Source organism: Lysinibacillus sp. GbtcB16 (assembly GCF_019091145.1).
In the GTDB taxonomy this organism is placed as follows: domain Bacteria; phylum Bacillota; class Bacilli; order Bacillales_A; family Planococcaceae; genus Lysinibacillus; species Lysinibacillus fusiformis.
Window position 1 is genome coordinate 461668 of record NZ_JAGXJV010000001.1, and the last position, 17300, is coordinate 478967.

21 protein-coding genes are annotated in these 17300 nt (G+C 37.9%); all 21 read left to right on the forward strand.

All coding sequences use genetic code 11. The features are described from left to right. Positions 1 to 15 precede the first annotated feature (15 nt). The 21 genes from hslV to KVT27_RS02345 all read left to right on the forward strand — a co-directional run bounded on the left by hslV (position 16) and on the right by KVT27_RS02345 (position 17294). The gene (gene hslV / locus KVT27_RS02245; protein WP_008181271.1) at positions 16 to 561 is read left to right on the forward strand and encodes an ATP-dependent protease subunit HslV; all 546 of its coding nucleotides are present in this window, start codon (positions 16 to 18) and stop codon (positions 559 to 561) included. Then, the gene (gene hslU / locus KVT27_RS02250) at positions 561 to 1961 is read left to right on the forward strand and encodes an ATP-dependent protease ATPase subunit HslU (protein ID WP_025113927.1); all 1401 of its coding nucleotides are present in this window, start codon (positions 561 to 563) and stop codon (positions 1959 to 1961) included. The genes hslV and hslU overlap by 1 nt, the downstream gene beginning before the upstream one ends. 87 nt (positions 1962 to 2048) lie before the next feature. Continuing rightward, positions 2049 to 2828, forward strand: a complete 780-nt coding sequence (gene codY, locus KVT27_RS02255; protein WP_025113928.1) for a GTP-sensing pleiotropic transcriptional regulator CodY — start codon at positions 2049 to 2051, stop codon at positions 2826 to 2828. Positions 2829 to 3408: 580 nt separating this feature from the next. Continuing rightward, the gene (flgB, locus tag KVT27_RS02260) at positions 3409 to 3801 is read left to right on the forward strand and encodes a flagellar basal body rod protein FlgB (protein ID WP_008180790.1); all 393 of its coding nucleotides are present in this window, start codon (positions 3409 to 3411) and stop codon (positions 3799 to 3801) included. A 3-nt stretch (positions 3802 to 3804) separates the two neighbouring features. Beyond that, the gene (gene flgC / locus KVT27_RS02265; RefSeq protein WP_008180788.1) at positions 3805 to 4266 is read left to right on the forward strand and encodes a flagellar basal body rod protein FlgC; all 462 of its coding nucleotides are present in this window, start codon (positions 3805 to 3807) and stop codon (positions 4264 to 4266) included. Positions 4267 to 4289: 23 nt separating this feature from the next. Then, on the forward strand, positions 4290 to 4595 hold the full coding sequence (gene fliE, locus KVT27_RS02270) for a flagellar hook-basal body complex protein FliE (RefSeq protein ID WP_025113930.1): 306 nt from the start codon (positions 4290 to 4292) through the stop codon (positions 4593 to 4595). A gap of 118 nt (positions 4596 to 4713) precedes the next feature. Next, positions 4714 to 6309, forward strand: coding sequence for a flagellar basal-body MS-ring/collar protein FliF (fliF, locus tag KVT27_RS02275; RefSeq protein WP_217580592.1), 1596 nt, complete (start codon positions 4714 to 4716; stop codon positions 6307 to 6309). A gap of 15 nt (positions 6310 to 6324) precedes the next feature. After that, positions 6325 to 7338: a flagellar motor switch protein FliG gene (gene fliG, locus KVT27_RS02280; protein WP_008180783.1), complete on the forward strand. Its 1014-nt coding sequence runs from the start codon at positions 6325 to 6327 to the stop codon at positions 7336 to 7338. Beyond that, positions 7331 to 8122, forward strand: a complete 792-nt coding sequence (gene fliH, locus KVT27_RS02285; RefSeq protein ID WP_254636036.1) for a flagellar assembly protein FliH — start codon at positions 7331 to 7333, stop codon at positions 8120 to 8122. The genes fliG and fliH overlap by 8 nt, the downstream gene beginning before the upstream one ends. A gap of 5 nt (positions 8123 to 8127) precedes the next feature. After that, the gene (gene fliI / locus KVT27_RS02290; RefSeq protein ID WP_008180778.1) at positions 8128 to 9453 is read left to right on the forward strand and encodes a flagellar protein export ATPase FliI; all 1326 of its coding nucleotides are present in this window, start codon (positions 8128 to 8130) and stop codon (positions 9451 to 9453) included. Further along, positions 9454 to 9903 carry a flagellar export protein FliJ gene (gene fliJ / locus KVT27_RS02295; RefSeq protein WP_008180776.1) on the forward strand — a complete coding sequence of 150 codons (450 nt, stop codon included), beginning with the start codon at positions 9454 to 9456 and terminating at the stop codon, positions 9901 to 9903. A 4-nt stretch (positions 9904 to 9907) separates the two neighbouring features. Beyond that, complete coding sequence (locus KVT27_RS02300; RefSeq protein WP_008180774.1) at positions 9908 to 10516, forward strand: MotE family protein; 609 nt, start codon at positions 9908 to 9910, stop codon at positions 10514 to 10516. A 24-nt stretch (positions 10517 to 10540) separates the two neighbouring features. Next, entirely contained in the window at positions 10541 to 11803 is a 1263-nt protein-coding gene (locus tag KVT27_RS02305) for a flagellar hook-length control protein FliK (protein ID WP_208704587.1), read from the forward strand. A 3-nt stretch (positions 11804 to 11806) separates the two neighbouring features. Further along, positions 11807 to 12487, forward strand: a complete 681-nt coding sequence (flgD, locus tag KVT27_RS02310) for a flagellar hook assembly protein FlgD (RefSeq protein WP_036123985.1) — start codon at positions 11807 to 11809, stop codon at positions 12485 to 12487. Positions 12488 to 12502: 15 nt separating this feature from the next. Then, positions 12503 to 12871 carry a TIGR02530 family flagellar biosynthesis protein gene (locus tag KVT27_RS02315; RefSeq protein WP_025113938.1) on the forward strand — a complete coding sequence of 123 codons (369 nt, stop codon included), beginning with the start codon at positions 12503 to 12505 and terminating at the stop codon, positions 12869 to 12871. Positions 12872 to 12957: 86 nt separating this feature from the next. Further along, positions 12958 to 13926 carry a flagellar basal body rod protein FlgG gene (gene flgG, locus KVT27_RS02320; RefSeq protein ID WP_217580596.1) on the forward strand — a complete coding sequence of 323 codons (969 nt, stop codon included), beginning with the start codon at positions 12958 to 12960 and terminating at the stop codon, positions 13924 to 13926. 101 nt (positions 13927 to 14027) lie between these two features. After that, positions 14028 to 14249: a flagellar FlbD family protein gene (locus KVT27_RS02325; protein WP_008180764.1), complete on the forward strand. Its 222-nt coding sequence runs from the start codon at positions 14028 to 14030 to the stop codon at positions 14247 to 14249. Beyond that, complete coding sequence (gene fliL / locus KVT27_RS02330; RefSeq protein ID WP_008180761.1) at positions 14239 to 14667, forward strand: flagellar basal body-associated protein FliL; 429 nt, start codon at positions 14239 to 14241, stop codon at positions 14665 to 14667. Before KVT27_RS02325 ends, fliL begins: the two co-directional genes overlap by 11 nt. Before the next feature lie 31 nt (positions 14668 to 14698). After that, positions 14699 to 15694, forward strand: coding sequence for a flagellar motor switch protein FliM (fliM, locus tag KVT27_RS02335; protein WP_036123990.1), 996 nt, complete (start codon positions 14699 to 14701; stop codon positions 15692 to 15694). Next, positions 15687 to 16910, forward strand: a complete 1224-nt coding sequence (fliY, locus tag KVT27_RS02340; RefSeq protein ID WP_008180757.1) for a flagellar motor switch phosphatase FliY — start codon at positions 15687 to 15689, stop codon at positions 16908 to 16910. The genes fliM and fliY overlap by 8 nt, the downstream gene beginning before the upstream one ends. A gap of 21 nt (positions 16911 to 16931) precedes the next feature. Further along, positions 16932 to 17294, forward strand: coding sequence for a response regulator (locus tag KVT27_RS02345; RefSeq protein WP_008180756.1), 363 nt, complete (start codon positions 16932 to 16934; stop codon positions 17292 to 17294). Positions 17295 to 17300 lie beyond the last annotated feature (6 nt).

The following is a 17300-nucleotide window of genomic DNA, read 5'->3' on the forward strand; positions in this document are numbered from 1 at the left end:
TAAGGAGGAAAGCAGATGGGACAAATTCATGCGACTACGATATTTGCAGTTCATCATAACGGAGGCTGTGCCATGGCTGGTGATGGTCAAGTAACATTAGGAAATGCAGTTGTGATGAAAGGTACAGCGAAGAAGGTCAGACGTCTGTTTAATGGGCAGGTTCTGGCAGGCTTTGCAGGCTCTGTTGCAGATGCATTTACACTATTTGAGATGTTCGAAGGCAAATTGAATGAATATAACGGTAATTTACAACGTGCTGCAGTAGAGGTTGCCAAGCAATGGCGCGGAGATAAAATGCTACGCCAACTAGAAGCGATGCTATTAGTCATGGATAAAACAACTTTACTACTTGTTTCTGGTACTGGTGAAGTCATTGAACCTGATGATGGAATTTTAGCCATTGGTTCTGGTGGAAATTATGCTTTATCAGCGGGTAGAGCATTAAAAAAATATGCAGGTGAAACGATGACTGCTCGTGAAATTGCTGAAGCAGCATTAGAAACAGCTGCTGAAATCTGTGTATTTACGAATCATAATATTATCGTGGAGGCGCTGAGCTAATGACGCAAAAAAATTTAACGCCAAGACAAATTACTGAGCATTTAGATCGTTATATTGTTGGGCAAAATGAAGCTAAGCGAGCTGTAGCCATTGCGTTGCGAAACCGCTATCGTCGTTCATTGTTAAATGAAGATATGAAGGCAGAGGTTATTCCTAAAAATATCTTAATGATTGGGCCAACTGGTGTCGGAAAAACGGAAATTGCCAGAAGAATTGCGAAGCTTACAAATGCACCTTTTGTAAAAGTGGAAGCGACAAAATTTACTGAGGTAGGTTATGTAGGTCGTGATGTTGAATCAATGGTACGTGACTTAGTAGAAGCTTCTCACCGTCTTGTGAAAGAAGAAATGATGGAATCTGTTAAGGAACAAGCAGAGCAATTAGCAAATGAAGCGATTGTGAAACTTTTAGTCCCGTCATTGCGTAAGAAACAGAGCATGCAAAATCCATTCGAAATGTTATTTGGTGGGAAAGAACAAACTCCAACGGATGATACATCGTCTGAGGAAACAGAAGTACGCTCTAAACGTGCACAAATTGCTATTGATTTACGAAATGGTAAATTGGAAAATGAATGGGTTACGGTTGAGGTAACAGAACAAACTCCATCCATTTTTGATGCATTACAAGGCACGGGAATGGATATGTCTGCTAATAATGGGATGCAAGATATGCTATCTAGCTTAATGCCTAAAAAACAGAAAAAACGCCGTGTGCAGGTAAAGGATGCACGTCGTATTTTAACAATAGAAGAAGCAAATAAGTTGATAGATGCAGATGAAGTGGCACAGGAGTCAATTGTTAGAGCGGAGCAAACTGGTATTATTTTTATTGATGAAATCGATAAAATAGCTAGTAAAGAAGGGAATTCTTCTGCGAATGTATCTCGTGAGGGTGTACAACGAGACATTTTACCAATAGTAGAAGGTTCAACTGTAACTACGAAGTATGGGGCTGTGAAAACGGATTACATGCTATTTATAGCTGCAGGAGCGTTCCATATGTCGAAGCCTTCAGATTTGATTCCGGAATTGCAAGGTCGTTTCCCAATTCGTGTAGAGCTTGAAAAATTAACAAAACAAGATTTTGTCCGTATTTTACAAGAACCAGATCAATCGCTCATTTTGCAGTATAAGGCATTGCTAGAAACGGAAGGTGTGGAAATCAATTTCACATCTGATGCCATTGAACGTATTGCGGAAATAGCCACAGAGGTTAATCAGGAAACAGATAATATCGGAGCTCGCCGTTTGCACACGATTTTAGAACGGTTACTAGAAGAGCTGTCGTTTGAAGCAGCTGAAATTGCACCAGCGAGTATACCGATCAACGCAGCCTATGTAGATCAAAAACTCGCAGGGATTGTAAAAAACAAAGATTTGTCACAGTTTATATTGTAAGATAAAGCTGATCAGTATCATTCAGTAGTAAAAAACTTTAGAATATTAAGTGAATACTCTTCGGATTATTTATAGGAGGAACATATAATGAATTTATTAGGAAAAACACGTAAAATTAACTCAATGCTACAAGCTTCTGCTGGTAAGCCTGTAAACTTTAAGGAAATGGCTGATACACTTGGAGATATTATTGATAGTAATGTCTATATTTTAAGCCGTAAAGGTAAGTTATTAGGTATTTCAATTCACCAACAAATTGAAAATGAGCGTATGAAAAAAATGTTTGAAGAGAGACAATTCCCTGAAGAATACACACATAGCTTATTTACAATCTCAGAAACATCTTCTAATTTAGATATCCATAACGAACATACTGCTTTCCCTGTGGAAAACAAAGATCTTTTCCAAAACGCATTAACAACAATTGTACCAATCGTTGGTGGTGGTGAACGTTTAGGAACATTAATCCTTGCACGTTTATCTTCTCAATTTGAAGATGATGATTTGATTCTTGCAGAGTATGGCGCAACAGTAGTTGGCATGGAGATTTTACGTGAAAAATCTGAAGAAATCGAAGAGGAAGCTCGTAGCAAAGCGGTTGTGCAAATGGCCATTAACTCACTTTCTTACAGTGAATTAGAAGCTATTGAGCATATCTTTGAAGAACTTGATGGTAACGAAGGTTTACTTGTTGCCTCTAAAATTGCAGACCGAGTGGGAATTACACGCTCAGTGATCGTCAATGCATTACGTAAACTGGAGTCAGCAGGTGTTATTGAGTCTCGCTCTCTAGGTATGAAAGGAACTTATATTAAAGTGTTAAATGATAAGTTCTTAAATGCATTAGCTGAAATTAAAATGAAATAATTCTTCTTAAAGAAGGTAATGAAGGCGTCTACGTAAAACTAGGCGCCTTTTTGTATGCATTTCACTAGATATTTAGCGATGTAATTGATTGTTCTTTTTTGTATAAATACAAATTTGGAGAATATTGATGTTTTTTGTTTCTTTTATCCTAATGTCGTTCATAAAATTGTCACTACAATTAGCATATAAAAATGAAATGTGTGTTACTTTAGAATAATGGTGAATAAACTGTTAATTGTCTATATTAGAATATTCAGCCATTTGTCGAACTAGTAAAATGGAACCTTAAATTAATTTCATTTTAAAAGGCGATAAAGCTCATAAAAAGGCAAATTTAATACTAAAATCGTAAACACTGTCGAAATAGTGTAAAATAACTAGATGTTAACCAACCTTTTATGAAGCCTAGAGCTACAAGGGATGCGGAAGTATTGTCCCGGTTGGGACGTTAAAAAAATAGGGCGTATATACTATTAAAAAGTGACAAAAGACAATAGACACTAGGTAGCATCTTAATTACAATTGTATTATTGAATATATTAACAAGTACATAGAATTTAATAAATTGAGGTGAACAGTTTTGAATTTATTTGGAGGAACTATTAGTAGCTTGGAAAATGGACTTTCCTATGCGACTTTGAATCATAAAACAATCGCAAACAATATTGCGAATGTCGATACACCTAATTATAAGGCGAAAAATGTTAGTTTTAAGGATATGTTGGCGGAACAAAAGGATATCTCTATTTCTGCTTATCGAACTGACAATAGACATTATGATTTCACAATTCGACAATCTACACCTGGTGTCAATAATATAGAAAATCTACGATACCGAAATAATGGCAACGCAGTAGATATGGATGCTGAACAGGCAAAATTAGCAGAAAATCAAATTTATTACAATGCTTTAATTGATCGTGTAAACGGGAAATTAAACACATTAAATACAGTTATTAAAGGAGGTAAGTAATAGATGTCTATTTTTCATGGGATGAATACCACTGCCTCAGCCTTAACTGCACAACGCCTACGCATGGATGTTATTTCTTCTAATATGGCAAACATGGATACAACTCGAGCTCGTCAAGTTAATGGGGAGTGGGAGCCATATCGACGGAAGTCCGTAACGTTTACAGCACAAGAAGGACAATTTTCAAAGTTTATGAATGTAGCACTTGGGAAAGACGCCAAAAGCGGTGTTGGTAATGGTGTGAAAGTAACTCGTATTGCAGAAGACCGAGAAACACCTTTCAAACTTGTTTATGACCCAACTCATCCAGATGCAAATGCAGATGGTTATGTCAATTTGCCGAATGTCGACCCATTAAAAGAAATGGTAGATTTAATGTCAGCCACTCGTTCTTACGAGGCAAACGTAACAGTATTTAACGCAAATAAATCTATGCTTACAAAGGCACTAGAGATTGGTAAATAAATAAGAAGAAAGGAAGATACATAATGACAATTTCGTCCGTTTCGCTAATGACACCTACTCAGGTTGTAAATGAAACAAATAAACTTAATACGACACCTTATGAAGCCCAACAAAGCTTCGCGAACTCGTTAAAAGAGGCAATAGCCAAAGTTAATGACCAGCAAATCACATCCGATAATTTTACTCAAAAGCTAATTAAAGGTGAAAATGTGGAATTGCATGAGGTAATGATTGCTTCACAAAAGGCGAGCATTACATTAAACGCAACAATTGAAGTTCGCAATAAGGTGATTGAAGCTTACCAAGAAATAATGCGAATGAGCGTTTAATCTTTTATTGAGAGGGAGAGCCCCTCTCAATGCAGATTAATGACTACCTAAATGGTAGGCTCTTGAAGTTCGCAAATTATTGATGGCTAGGTTATTCACTATAACCGGAGGATTCATAATGAATGAACGATTGACGAAAATAAAAAACGACACCAGTCAATTTTGGAAAAGTCGAAGTAAAAAGCAAAAAATAGTTATGATTGGCTCCTTGGTAGGCGTCATCGCTCTTGCGGCAATGGTAACGTTTTTCGCTTCAAAAACTACATATGTTCCACTTTATAAAGATTTATCAACAAGAGAAATTGGACAAGTAAAGGAAGCACTGGATTCACAAGGTGTAACATATCAAATTGCGCCAGGCGGAACATCTATTTTAGTGCCTGAGGAGCAAGTTGACTCCTTATTAGTGCAATTAGCATCAGAAGGATATCCGCAAACGGGTACGATTGATTACTCATTTGCAAACAGTTCAGGGTTTGGGATGACAGATAACGAATTTAATCTATTAAAAAAAGCAGCCACTGAAACTGAAATTGCTAAGCTTTTTAGAAACCTTGAAGGCGTTAAAGATGCAAAGGTAATGATTACTGTCCCTGAAGAAGGGGTCTTCGTAACAGATGTAAAAGAGGATGCAACTGCATCTATCGTATTAAATACAGATCCAGGATATAAATTTACAGAGCAGCAAATTACAACTATGTATAATTTGGTGTCAAAAAGTATTCCGAATTTAAAAACTGAGAACATCGTAATCTCTAACCAATTCTCAGAGTACTTTGACTTGAATGCAGCCACAACAGATGGAACATCTACAGCAACGGCTGAAGGTCAATTACAAATGAAAAAGTTAGTCGAACGTGATCTACAACGTCAAGTACAAAATATGCTTGGTACGTTGATGGGACAAGACAAAGTAATGGTTTCTGTCACTACGGATATTGACTTCAAGAAGGAAAATCGTGAAGAAAATCTTGTGACACCTGTTGATGAAGAAAATATGGAAGGAATCGCCATTAGTGCTCAAAGAATTACTGAGCAATATTCTGGAACAGGGGCGGCAGCAGCTACTGGAACACCTGAAGCTGAAACAACAACTGATAACTTTACTACCTATAATGAAGGTACATCGGGTAACGGTGATTATGAACGTACAGAAGAAACGATTAACAATGACGTGAATCGTATACGTAAAGATATTCAAGAAGCTCCTTATAAGGTGCAAGATATTGGAATTCAAGTAATTGTTGAACCACCAACAGCAACAGATGCAGCGTCATTACCAGACGGTGTTCGCGAAGATATTGAGAAAATTTTAAGCACGATCGTTCGTACAACGATTTCTAAAGACGTAGCAGCTGAGCTTACTCAAGAGCAAATTGATGAGAAAGTAGCCGTATCTGTACAGCCTCTATATGGTAAGGCCACACAGGTTGCTGATGAAAAACCAATGATCCCTTGGTGGGTTTGGGTTATTGGCGGTATCTTATTAGCTGTTATTGTATTGTTAGCATTCTTCATTATCCGTTCTCGTAAACGTGCACAGGAAGAAGAAGAGCTAAGTATCCTAGAAGAACAAGAAGATTTAATGATTGACGATATTAATGAAGAAATTGAAACGGAAGCTACAATGCGTCGTAAGCAGCTAGAAAAAATGGCAAAAGATAAGCCAGACGATTTTGCGAAGTTACTGCGTAGTTGGATTGCTGAAGACTAACTAGGAGGTTCGGCTGTGTCCAAGAAAGATAAGGAATTAACCGGAAAACAAAAGGCCGCTCTCTTGTTAATTTCATTAGGACCTGAAGTTTCAGCTTCAGTCTATAAACATTTAACAGAGGAAGAAATAGAACGTTTAACATTAGAAATTTCAAGTGTTAAAAAAGTAGAATCAAACGTCAAGGAAGAGATTATAGAAGAATTCCACAATATTGCGCTAGCTCAAGACTATATCACGCAAGGCGGTATTGGTTATGCGAAAACAGTATTAGAAAAAGCGCTTGGTGTAGAACAAGCTCAGACGATCATTAATCGTCTGACATCTTCGTTACAAGTGCGACCGTTTGATTTTGCACGGAGAGCTGATCCGGCACAAATTTTTAACTTTATTCAAAATGAACATCCACAAACAATTGCCCTCATTCTTTCTTATTTAGAAGCAGGGCAAGCGGGAGTGATTTTATCTTCATTACCACAGGAAGTACAGGCTGACATTGCAAAACGTATAGCTGTTATGGAATCGACTTCACCAGAAGTAATTAGTGAAATTGAATCGGTGTTAGAGCGTAAATTATCATCTACGGTTACCCAAGATTACACTGAAACTGGTGGTATTGATGCAGTCGTTGAAGTACTGAATGGTGTTGATCGACAAACTGAGAAAACGATCCTTGATGCACTTGAAATTCAAGATCCAGAGCTTGCAGAAGAAATCAAAAAACGCATGTTTGTATTCGAAGATATCGTTACACTCGACAATCGTTCCATTCAACGTGTTATTCGTGATTGTGAAAACGAAGACTTACTGCTTTCAATGAAAGTGTCAAGCGAAGAAGTAAAAGATATTATTTTCCGCAATATGTCTCAACGTATGGCTGAAACATTTAAAGAAGAAATGGAAATTATGGGACCTGTACGTTTACGTGACGTAGAGGAGGCACAATCTCGAATTGTTGCTGTTATTCGTCGCCTAGAGGATGCTGGTGAAATCATTATTGCACGTGGTGGAGGAGATGACGTCATTGTCTAGAATCATCCGTTCAATTTACACTCAATCAGATACCGATAATGTAAAAGAGATACAAATTCGCGATATGTTTGAAGGATTTGATTTGGAAGATGGTGATGATGCTTCATCCCAACATCAATTAACAATAGAAGAAATAATGGCTGAGCGAGACCGTTTGCTTGCAGAGGCTAGAGCTTCTTTACAAGCAGAACGTGAAGCATTTGAGCAAGAAAAGCACATGCATTATCAAGAGATTGAGCATTTGAAGTTAAGTTGGGAAGAAGAAAGACCGAATCGAGTTCAAGAAGCCTATGATGAAGGCTTTGGACAAGGATATGAAGACGGTGTGAATAAATCCACTGAAGCAATGGCCGAGTCACTTCAAACTGCGAATGAAGTCATTAATCAAGCAAAAGAAAACGCAAAAAAATATATTGATGAACAAGAAGCTGTGGTGCTAGAGCTTGGCCTAACGACAGCAGAACGAATAATGGGCATTTCTTTAGAACGTGATCCAGATCTATTTGTGTCGATTGTTCGTAGAGGCTTAAAAGAAGCTAGAGAGATGAAAGAAATTAAAATTTATGTGTCGCCAACCTACCACGCTTTAATTACTGCTAATCGTGATGAATTAGCGGAAATGTTCCCGGTTGATGTACCATTTATGATTTTTGTTAATGAAGATTTAAACAATGAAACAGATTGCTATATCGAAACAAATCATGGACGTATAGTAGTGAGTATCGATGAGCAATTGAACGAACTAAGATTAAAGCTTCATGAAATATTAGAAAGTAGGGAATGATCTAGATGAAGACGGCTCAATTAATCGAACATATTCCTCATATGCCAACTTTTAAAAAGTTTGGTAGAGTCACTAGAGTTGTCGGCTTGATGATTGAGTCGCAAGGTCCAGATAGTTCCATAGGTGATGTTTGTAAAATTCATGTGGAAACTGTAAACAATGGTCACCAAATCATTTTAGCTGAAGTGGTGGGCTTTAAAGATGAAATTGTTGTTTTAATGCCTTTCACTTCTTTAAGAGAAATATCTATTGGCTGTCTTGTTGAAGGGACGGGGGCTCCGCTAGAAGTAAAAGTGGGCCCAGAGCTAATAGGAAAAGTGTTGGATTCAATGGGAAATCCTATTGATGGCACCTTATTACCAAAAGGGCTAATGACGGTTCCGACAGAGCAAGATCCGCCAAATCCACTAACACGTCCGCCAATTAATGAAAGACTTGAGGTCGGCGTTAAAGCTATCGATGGAATGCTAACGGTTGGAAATGGCCAACGCGTCGGGATTTTCGCTGGTTCAGGGGTCGGGAAAAGTACGCTTCTTGGAATGATTGCGAGAAATACGCAGGCAGATTTGAATGTAATTGCGCTGATCGGAGAACGTGGGCGTGAGGTTCGTGAATTTATTGAACGTGATTTAGGTCCTGAGGGTCTAAGTCGCTCTATTGTTGTTGCTGCTACCTCTGACCAACCAGCATTAATGAGGATAAAAGGGGCGTTTACTGCAACAGCAATTGCCGAGTATTTTAGAAATCGTGGATTAAATGTCATGTTGATGATGGACTCTGTAACACGTGTTGCCATGGCTCAACGTGAAATTGGACTTGCTACAGGTGAACCACCAGCACAGAAGGGGTATACACCATCTGTATTTGCGATTTTACCTAAATTATTAGAACGTACAGGTACTAATGAAAAGGGCTCTATCACTGCGTTTTATACGGTCCTAGTAGATGGTGATGATATGAATGAACCAATCGCTGATACGGTGCGAGGGATATTAGATGGTCATATTGTGCTTGATCGAAATTTAGCTAATAAAGGTCAATACCCTGCTATAAACGTCTTAAAAAGTGTTAGTCGTTTAATGAACCATGTAGCAGAGCCAGAGCATAAAAAAGCTGCAGAACGATTAAGAGAACTTTATTATACATACGACAAATCTGAGGATTTAATCAATATAGGTGCTTATAAACGAGGGACATCTAGAGAAATTGATGAAGCCATACATTATGAACCGCTTATTACTACTTACCTTAAACAGGGCTATTTGGATAAAGTGACCTTGGAAGAAAGTGTAAATGAGCTAATATCCTTATCGAACGGTGGTGTGAACTAGATGGTCAGCTATGTGTATCGTTTTGAAAAAGTATTAACAATTCGTGAGCAAGAAAAAAACGAAACTGAAATGGCCTATAAAGAATCTGTCCGATCTTTTGAGGAAGTGGCTACGAAGTTATATGACTTGCTTAAAAAGAAGGAAGATTTAATTGCCTTCCAGCAGGATCGTTTAACGGTTGGTTCATCTATTGATGAAATTCATCACTACGCACGTTTTATTGATAGTCTGGAAAAAACAATTGCAGATGTTCAGCAGAAAGTGATACAAGCTCGTGCAAAAATGAATTGGCACGAAGATAAATTATTAGAAAAAAACTTGGAAGTACGTAAATTTGAAAAAATGAGAGAAAAGGATTTTAAGCTTTTCCAACAAGAGCAGGATCGTATAGAAAGCCTTTTTTTAGATGAAATTTCATTATTAACGTATAACAAGAGAGAAATCAGGTGATTTCATGGTGAGAAAAGACAATCGATTGAAAGCGGAATTAGTAGAACAGCCGCCTAAGAAAAAAACGGGAGGCTTTCTAAAGTTTTTTACTTGGATCGTACTGCCACTTATGTTTGTCGTAGCAGTTTTACTTGTTGTGGCTACATTAATGAATACAAATGTTTTTGACTTAGGTAAAAAGGCAATTGGCAGTTTACCTTTTGTTCCGTCAGAAGAACAGCAAGCAAAAGATGCTGTCGTAAACAATGACTCGAAAATAGTTAATTTACAGGCAGAAATTCAAGAAAAAGAAGCAGAAATTACACAGCTGCAAAAAAAGCTAGATACGACAACAACTGAAAAAGAGAAGCTCACGATAGAAAAAGAACAGCTTCAATTTGAAATTGAAAAATTAAATCGACAGCAAGATGATGTGAAGCGCGATTTCAACGATATTCTATCGACTTTCGATAAAATGTCTCCGAAATCTGCAGCACCTGTATTAATCAATATGAGTGATACAGAAGCATTACGAATTTTAACTAATTTGAAACCTGATAAACTAGCAGCAATTTTAGAGAAAATGGATGCTAAAGATGCAGCGAAATATACGGAACTCATGGCTAAACAATAAAGTTCATGAAAGGAGGTGAAAAGAGTGGATATAGCAATGATGAAAATGATCACTCAATCAGTACCAACTAAAAATGCGGCAGCAAAGCCAACAACGGCAGCTAGTAGCACTGATGGGAAGATCAACGGAACTTCGAAGCAGGATAATTTATCGAAATTCGGCTCTGTTTTTGGACAAGTCCTATCTTCCTCAACTCAATCAAATCAATCTGCTCAAACTACGCCAAATAATGAGCTAGCTGATTTACAGCAGGTTTTAAACGCTGATTCATTGGAAGAGGTACTCGATTTATTAGGAATCCCCCACGATGATGGTTTGTTAATCCTACAACTGGGAGAAGACGGTAAAGCAGTATCTATGGACGAAATGCTGGATCTGGACAATATATTAAATGCATTAGGTATTGATGATGAACAGCTTCAAAAAATAGTCCAGCAGCTATTAGGAGAAGAAAAAGAGGCTAGTGATGTTTGGGAGCTATTATCCTTAGTAGATGCCCAAGCGCCAATACTTCAAGCGCAAATAGGTGCTGCATTACAAGGAGAAGGTCAAGTAACACCAAAAGAAGCAACACAATTACTGCAAGTGTTAAAGCTAGCACAATTAGTAGGACAGAAATCGGACTTAACAGCGCCACAAGAAAATTTGTTAACAACCGTTAAAAGTCTTTTAACGACATTACAAGCCCAAGTAGAAACAATACAAGTAACAACAACCAAATCAACAGGAACATTGTCATTACAAGGCTTCCAGCAAGTCCAAATGACGAAGCAAAGTGAGACAAGCTCTAATGAAGTGGTAACACCACAAACGGTGCAAACCAAACCGGATACGTTCCAAGTAACATTACCGACTGCTAAACCTGCACAGTCAGAGGCTTTATTAAAAGAAATGCAAGCCATTATCAATAGAGCTCAAATTTCTAATGCACAGGGGATTACACGATTAACGATTAAGTTGTATCCAGAAAATTTAGGAACAATTCGTATAGAGCTTGTGCAAAATGATGGTGTACTGACAGCTCGTCTACTAGCTTCTACAGCTCATGGACGTGAAATGCTTGATAGTCAAGCACATCAGCTAAAGCAGGCGTTTGTGCAGCAAAACATTCAAGTAGACCGTCTTGATATTGCCCAATCATTACAGGATGCAGATCGCCAGCAACGTGATCAAAACTTCTTTAATAATTTCTTTAGACAGCAACAGGATGAAGATCAGCAACAAAAAGCTGAGGATGACGATGAAGAGATGTCATTTAGTGACTATTTATTAAACGAGGAGGTGTAATTGATGGCGGATGCAACATCTAAAGCAACCAATACATCCATAACGGACGATCTTTACTATTCTAATTATAGAAAACCAACCAAACAAACTGGGAATAGTGAACTTGGTAAAGATGCCTTTCTTCAACTGTTAATTACCCAATTACAGCATCAGGACCCAACGAATCCGATGAATGACCGAGAATTCATTTCTCAAATGGCACAGTTTTCTTCTTTAGAACAAATGCAGAACATGACAAAGGCAGTAGAATCATTATTAGCATCACAGCAACAAACGCAAATGATGAATTATGCAACCTTTGTTGGTAAAGAAGTCAAATGGCATGAAATTACAGATAAAACAGATGAAAAAGGAGATCCAGTTGTAAATGAAGGATCAGGTGTGATCGAATCCTTGAAATTTGTAGATGGTAGTGTTGTCTTCAAATTAGCAGATGGAAAAGAAATAACGCCTGGTAATATTTCTGGAATCCTTGGCTCTGGAGCAAATGGGAATAATCCTGTGCCAGAAACGCCACTTGTTCAGGCGAGTAAATTGATAGGTAAAAAAGTTACATATCAAGATGGCGAGCAGGAATTACAAGGAAGAATCGTCTCTGTTTCCAATAAAGATGGCGTTATTTATTACGTATTAGATAATGATAAAAAACTTACGGATAAAGATTTTACAGTTATTAGCGAATAAAGGTGGGGAAAAGTGATGGATAAATTTTCAATTCATCGTGTACCCTTGCATCCATCTATTCGTGCAACTCAACCTACGCCCATTCATTCACAGCAATCCTTTAAAGCCCATTTACAGGAAGCATCAAAGCAAGAGCTGAAGGTGAGCAAACATGCGCATGAACGTATTATGGAGCGTAAAATTGACATCTCTGAACAAGAATGGCAGGTTGTCTCGGATAAGGTATTTGAAGCTCACTCAAAAGGTGTTAAACAGCCATTAGTCTTGATGGATCAAGCAGCTTTAATTGTCAGTGCTAAAAACGCTACTGTCATTACAGCAATGGATCGCACGGAAGCAAAACAACAATTATTTACAAATATTGATGGCACAATCGTGCTTTAAAGGCTGGACCTTCTTATGAAAGGAAGCCTTCGTGATGCTGATTGATAGAAGCACACAAATAAAAAATGAAGGGAGAACGAAAACTTATGTTACGTTCTATGTATTCAGGTATTTCAGGTCTTAAAAACTTCCAAACAAAGCTAGATGTTATTGGTAACAATATTGCAAATGTTAATACTGTTGGCTTTAAAAAAGGACGTGTTCTTTTTAAAGATTTAATGTCTCAAACGCAAGCCGGTGCATCTGCAGCAACAGCTACACGAGGTGGTGTGAATCCACAACAAGTTGGTTTAGGTACACAATTAGCTGCCATTGATACGATTCATGGGGGCGGTTCCTTACAAAGTACAGGACGTGGTCTTGACTTAGCAATTGAGGGTGATGGCTTTTTCATGGTAGCTGATGCAAATGGTGCACCTGATCCAGATAGTGGTTTCATCGACGAAGAAGGCTTCAACAATACTCTATTTACTCGTAATGGTGTTTTCTATATGGATAGCAATGGCTATTTAGTGAATGCTGATGGTAAATATTTAGTAGGTGTTTCTGCTGGAGATGAAATCGTCATGGAAGCGGATGATGATGGTATCATTCCAGAGGATGCACCAAATACTTCAGGAGATGAAGGTGCAAACTTATTTGATGATGATGGTGTACTAGCACCTGGTGAGGGAACTGTGGGACCAATTCGTATCCCAACAACTGCTAAAGAGATTAGCATTGGACCTAATGGTACGGTTGAATATGTAGACCTAAACGGTGAACGTAAATGGGCAGGGCAGTTGGTTATGGCTAAATTCCCTAATGCTGGTGGTCTTGCTAAGAATGGTGGGAATTACTATCAACAAACAGCGAACTCTGGTGCTGCGTATGCACAAGTAGCAACTGTAGCAGGGATGGGGAAAGTAGTACCTGGAGCTGTAGAAATGTCGAATGTTGATTTATCTGAAGAGTTTACGGAAATGATTGTTGCTCAACGTGGTTTCCAGGCGAATACTCGTATTATTACAACTTCAGATGAAGTGTTACAAGAGCTAGTAAACTTAAAACGTTAATGATTGAATAGTCCTTTCATTCATAACGGACGTTTTAACAAACATATTTTCATATGAGGGAGGGTCGGGCCGGCTCTCATGCTAGACCCGGCCCTAATTCAATGATTGAACTAACACGTCTTAATGGCAAAGCATTTACATTAAATGCTTTATACATAGAAACAGTCGAATCATTTCCAGATACGACTATTACTTTAACAACTGGAACAAAATTAATTGTTTTAGAGAGTGAAGATGAGGTGCGACAAAAGGTAACTGCCTTTTATAACAATATACAAATACTATCCAACCCGCATCTACGAGGTGAAAAAGATGAAGAATAATAAAATGTTAACAATGATTATTATTTTGCTAGTAGCAGTCATACTGATCGGGGTTATCTTGTTTGTATTGCTTACACAATTTAATAAACCGACAGGAGCTATTGAACCAACCATTGATGAAATTGTAGAGGCAACAGTGGAGATTCCGGAAATCACAACGAATCTTGCAGATAAAAGAGTAGTACGCTTGTCATTAAAAGTTCAAACGACAAGCAAAGATGCTGCTGCAGAATTAACAAAGCGTGTTTTCCAAGTGCAAAACATTGCTATACAAGAGCTTTCTGAAATGGAGCAAAAAGATTTAGAAGGTAAGCAAGGGAAGCAAATTTTCCAAAAATCATTAAAAACTAGAGTAAATGAATTGATGCAAGAGGGAGAAGTCCAGGAAGTATATTTTACCTCCTTCATCACTCAATAAAATAGAAACTGCTTGAAATGGAGGTGGGCAAATGGCAGGAGATGTGTTATCTCAATCCGAGATAGATGCGCTGCTTTCCGCTATATCGACTGGGGAAATGTCAGCAGATGACATAAAAAAGGAGGATGAGGGACGTAAGGTTAAAGTTTATGACTTTAAACGAGCGCTTCGATTCTCAAAAGATCAAATCCGAAGTTTGACCCGAATACACGAAAATTTTGCACGACTATTGACAACCTTTTTCTCTGCACAGCTTAGAAGCTATGTGCAAATTACGGTTGCATCAGTAGACCAAATACCATTTGAAGAGTTCGTTCGTTCGATTCCGAATATGACGCTCATTAATGTGTTTGAAGTGCCACCATTAGATGGTAATATATTGATGGAAATAAATCCGAACATTGCCTATTCCATGCTAGATCGTTTAATGGGCGGTAGTGGGGCGAGTCATAGTAATGTAGATAATCTAACAGAAATTGAAACAAAAATTATGACAAACCTTTTTGAACGCTCATTCGACAATTTACGCGAGGCGTGGGAAAATGTAGCGGAAATTGATCCGATTTTAGTGGAGCTTGAAGTTAATCCACAATTTTTACAAATGATCTCACCTAATGAAACAGTAGTTGTCATTTCATTAAATACGATCATTGGTGAAACAAGCGGTATGATCAATATTTGTATTCCGCATGTTGTATTGGAGCCGATTGTTCCAAATCTTTCTGTTCGCTACTGGATGCAAACAAATACGAAAGAAATGTCTCCAGAGCAAACAAAAATGCTTGAAACACGCGTAAAACAAGCAAAATTACCGCTTTCGGTTGAATTAGGGCTAACGGATATCACGATCGAGGATTTCCTTACAATGCAAATTGGTGATGTTATACAGTTAGAGCAAAAAATTAATGATCCACTTCTATTAAAGGTAGGAACATTACCAAAATTCACTGTTCAACCAGGTAAGCAAGGCAAAAAATTAGCAATCCAGATTATCGACCCTTTGAAAGGAGGAGACGAAGATGAGTGATGAAATGCTCTCCCAAGAAGAAATTGAAGCGCTATTAAGGGGCGAGACGTTGGAAGATAAAAACAGCGGCACTGAAGCTTCTTCAATTGATGAAACAAATGATATACGAGTAGAGGATTACCTTGATTCGTTTGCACAAGATGCACTAGGTGAGGTAGGCAATATTTCCTTTGGTAGCTCTGCCACTGCACTTTCGGCATTATTAGGACAAAAAGTAGATATTACTACCCCAAGTATATCAATGATTAATCGAAATAAATTAGAAGAGGAGTTTCCACATCCTTATGTAGCTGTACAAGTGGAATATACGATTGGCTTAACAGGTATGAATTTACTTGTTATTAAACAATCGGATGCAGCAATTATTGCAGACCTTATGTTAGGTGGCGATGGATTAAATCCGAAACCTGACTTAGGAGAAATTCAATTAAGTGCTGTTCAAGAGGCCATGAATCAAATGATGGGCTCAGCAGCTACATCTATGTCGACAGTATTCAACAAAAAAGTGGATATTTCGCCACCGACAATAGATTTAATGAATATTTCTCAAAATGAAGGTCGAGAAAATATCCCTGAAGATGATTTACTAGTCAAAGTATCGTTTAGATTAAGAATTGGTAATTTAATTGATTCGAATTTAATGCAATTATTACCGCTTAAATTTAGTCAAAACATCGTAAAATCTCTACTAGGTGAAACTGAATCAATAGAAGAACCTGTGGCTGCAACGATTGCGCCTGAGGCACCCCCAATTGCAGCACCACCTGTTCAACAACAAGCGCCAGTTATGCCACCGCCTGCACAGCCTGTTTATCAGCAGCCGGAAGCAACTATGCAGCAACCAGTTTATCAGGAACCACAGCAGTTTGCGCAACCAGCGAGACCTGCACAGCCAGTGAATGTTCAACAAGCACAATTTGCTAGCTTTGATTCAAATGTAATCTCTCAATCTGAAGCTAGAAATTTAAATATGCTACTTGATATTCCATTGCAAGTTACTGTAGAGTTAGGACGTACGAAACGTTCTGTTAAAGAGATTTTAGAACTATCAAGTGGTTCGATTATTGAGTTAGATAAATTAGCTGGGGAGCCTGTTGATATATTAGTTAATAGTCGTTTAATCGCTAAAGGTGAAGTCGTTGTTATTGATGAAAACTTTGGTGTACGTATTACAGATGTTTTAAGTCAAGCAGAGCGTTTAAATAATTTAAGATAGTTTCAATTGGAGGAGTTAACCATGTCTAAAAGAATTTTGATTGTAGACGACGCTGCATTTATGCGTATGATGATCAAGGATATTTTGTCGAAAAATGGATTTGAGGTTGTTGGAGAAGCGGCAGATGGATTACAAGCTGTTGAAAAGTACAATGAATTAAAACCAGATTTAGTAACAATGGATATCACAATGCCAGAAATGGATGGTATTGCGGCTCTTAAAGCAATTAAGGGGTCAGATCCAAGTGCAACTGTAATCATGTGTTCAGCAATGGGACAACAAGCAATGGTAATCGATGCAATTCAAGCTGGTGCGAAAGACTTTATTGTTAAGCCTTTCCAAGCAGATCGAGTAATTGAAGCGATCCAAAAAGCGCTAGGATGATTGCAT

Coding starts and splice junctions, on each gene's coding strand:
- fliL (WP_008180761.1), top strand. CDS start 14,239: ATGAAGAATAATAAAATGTTAACAATGATTATTATTTTGCTAGTAGCA.
- fliE (WP_025113930.1), top strand. CDS start 4,290: ATGACAATTTCGTCCGTTTCGCTAATGACACCTACTCAGGTTGTAAAT.
- KVT27_RS02325 (WP_008180764.1), top strand. CDS start 14,028: ATGATTGAACTAACACGTCTTAATGGCAAAGCATTTACATTAAATGCT.
- flgD (WP_036123985.1), top strand. CDS start 11,807: ATGGCGGATGCAACATCTAAAGCAACCAATACATCCATAACGGACGAT.
- KVT27_RS02345 (WP_008180756.1), top strand. CDS start 16,932: ATGTCTAAAAGAATTTTGATTGTAGACGACGCTGCATTTATGCGTATG.
- fliY (WP_008180757.1), top strand. CDS start 15,687: ATGAGTGATGAAATGCTCTCCCAAGAAGAAATTGAAGCGCTATTAAGG.
- hslU (WP_025113927.1), top strand. CDS start 561: ATGACGCAAAAAAATTTAACGCCAAGACAAATTACTGAGCATTTAGAT.
- fliF (WP_217580592.1), top strand. CDS start 4,714: ATGAATGAACGATTGACGAAAATAAAAAACGACACCAGTCAATTTTGG.
- fliJ (WP_008180776.1), top strand. CDS start 9,454: ATGGTCAGCTATGTGTATCGTTTTGAAAAAGTATTAACAATTCGTGAG.
- fliM (WP_036123990.1), top strand. CDS start 14,699: ATGGCAGGAGATGTGTTATCTCAATCCGAGATAGATGCGCTGCTTTCC.
- KVT27_RS02300 (WP_008180774.1), top strand. CDS start 9,908: ATGGTGAGAAAAGACAATCGATTGAAAGCGGAATTAGTAGAACAGCCG.
- flgG (WP_217580596.1), top strand. CDS start 12,958: ATGTTACGTTCTATGTATTCAGGTATTTCAGGTCTTAAAAACTTCCAA.
- KVT27_RS02315 (WP_025113938.1), top strand. CDS start 12,503: ATGGATAAATTTTCAATTCATCGTGTACCCTTGCATCCATCTATTCGT.
- codY (WP_025113928.1), top strand. CDS start 2,049: ATGAATTTATTAGGAAAAACACGTAAAATTAACTCAATGCTACAAGCT.
- fliI (WP_008180778.1), top strand. CDS start 8,128: ATGAAGACGGCTCAATTAATCGAACATATTCCTCATATGCCAACTTTT.
- flgC (WP_008180788.1), top strand. CDS start 3,805: ATGTCTATTTTTCATGGGATGAATACCACTGCCTCAGCCTTAACTGCA.
- hslV (WP_008181271.1), top strand. CDS start 16: ATGGGACAAATTCATGCGACTACGATATTTGCAGTTCATCATAACGGA.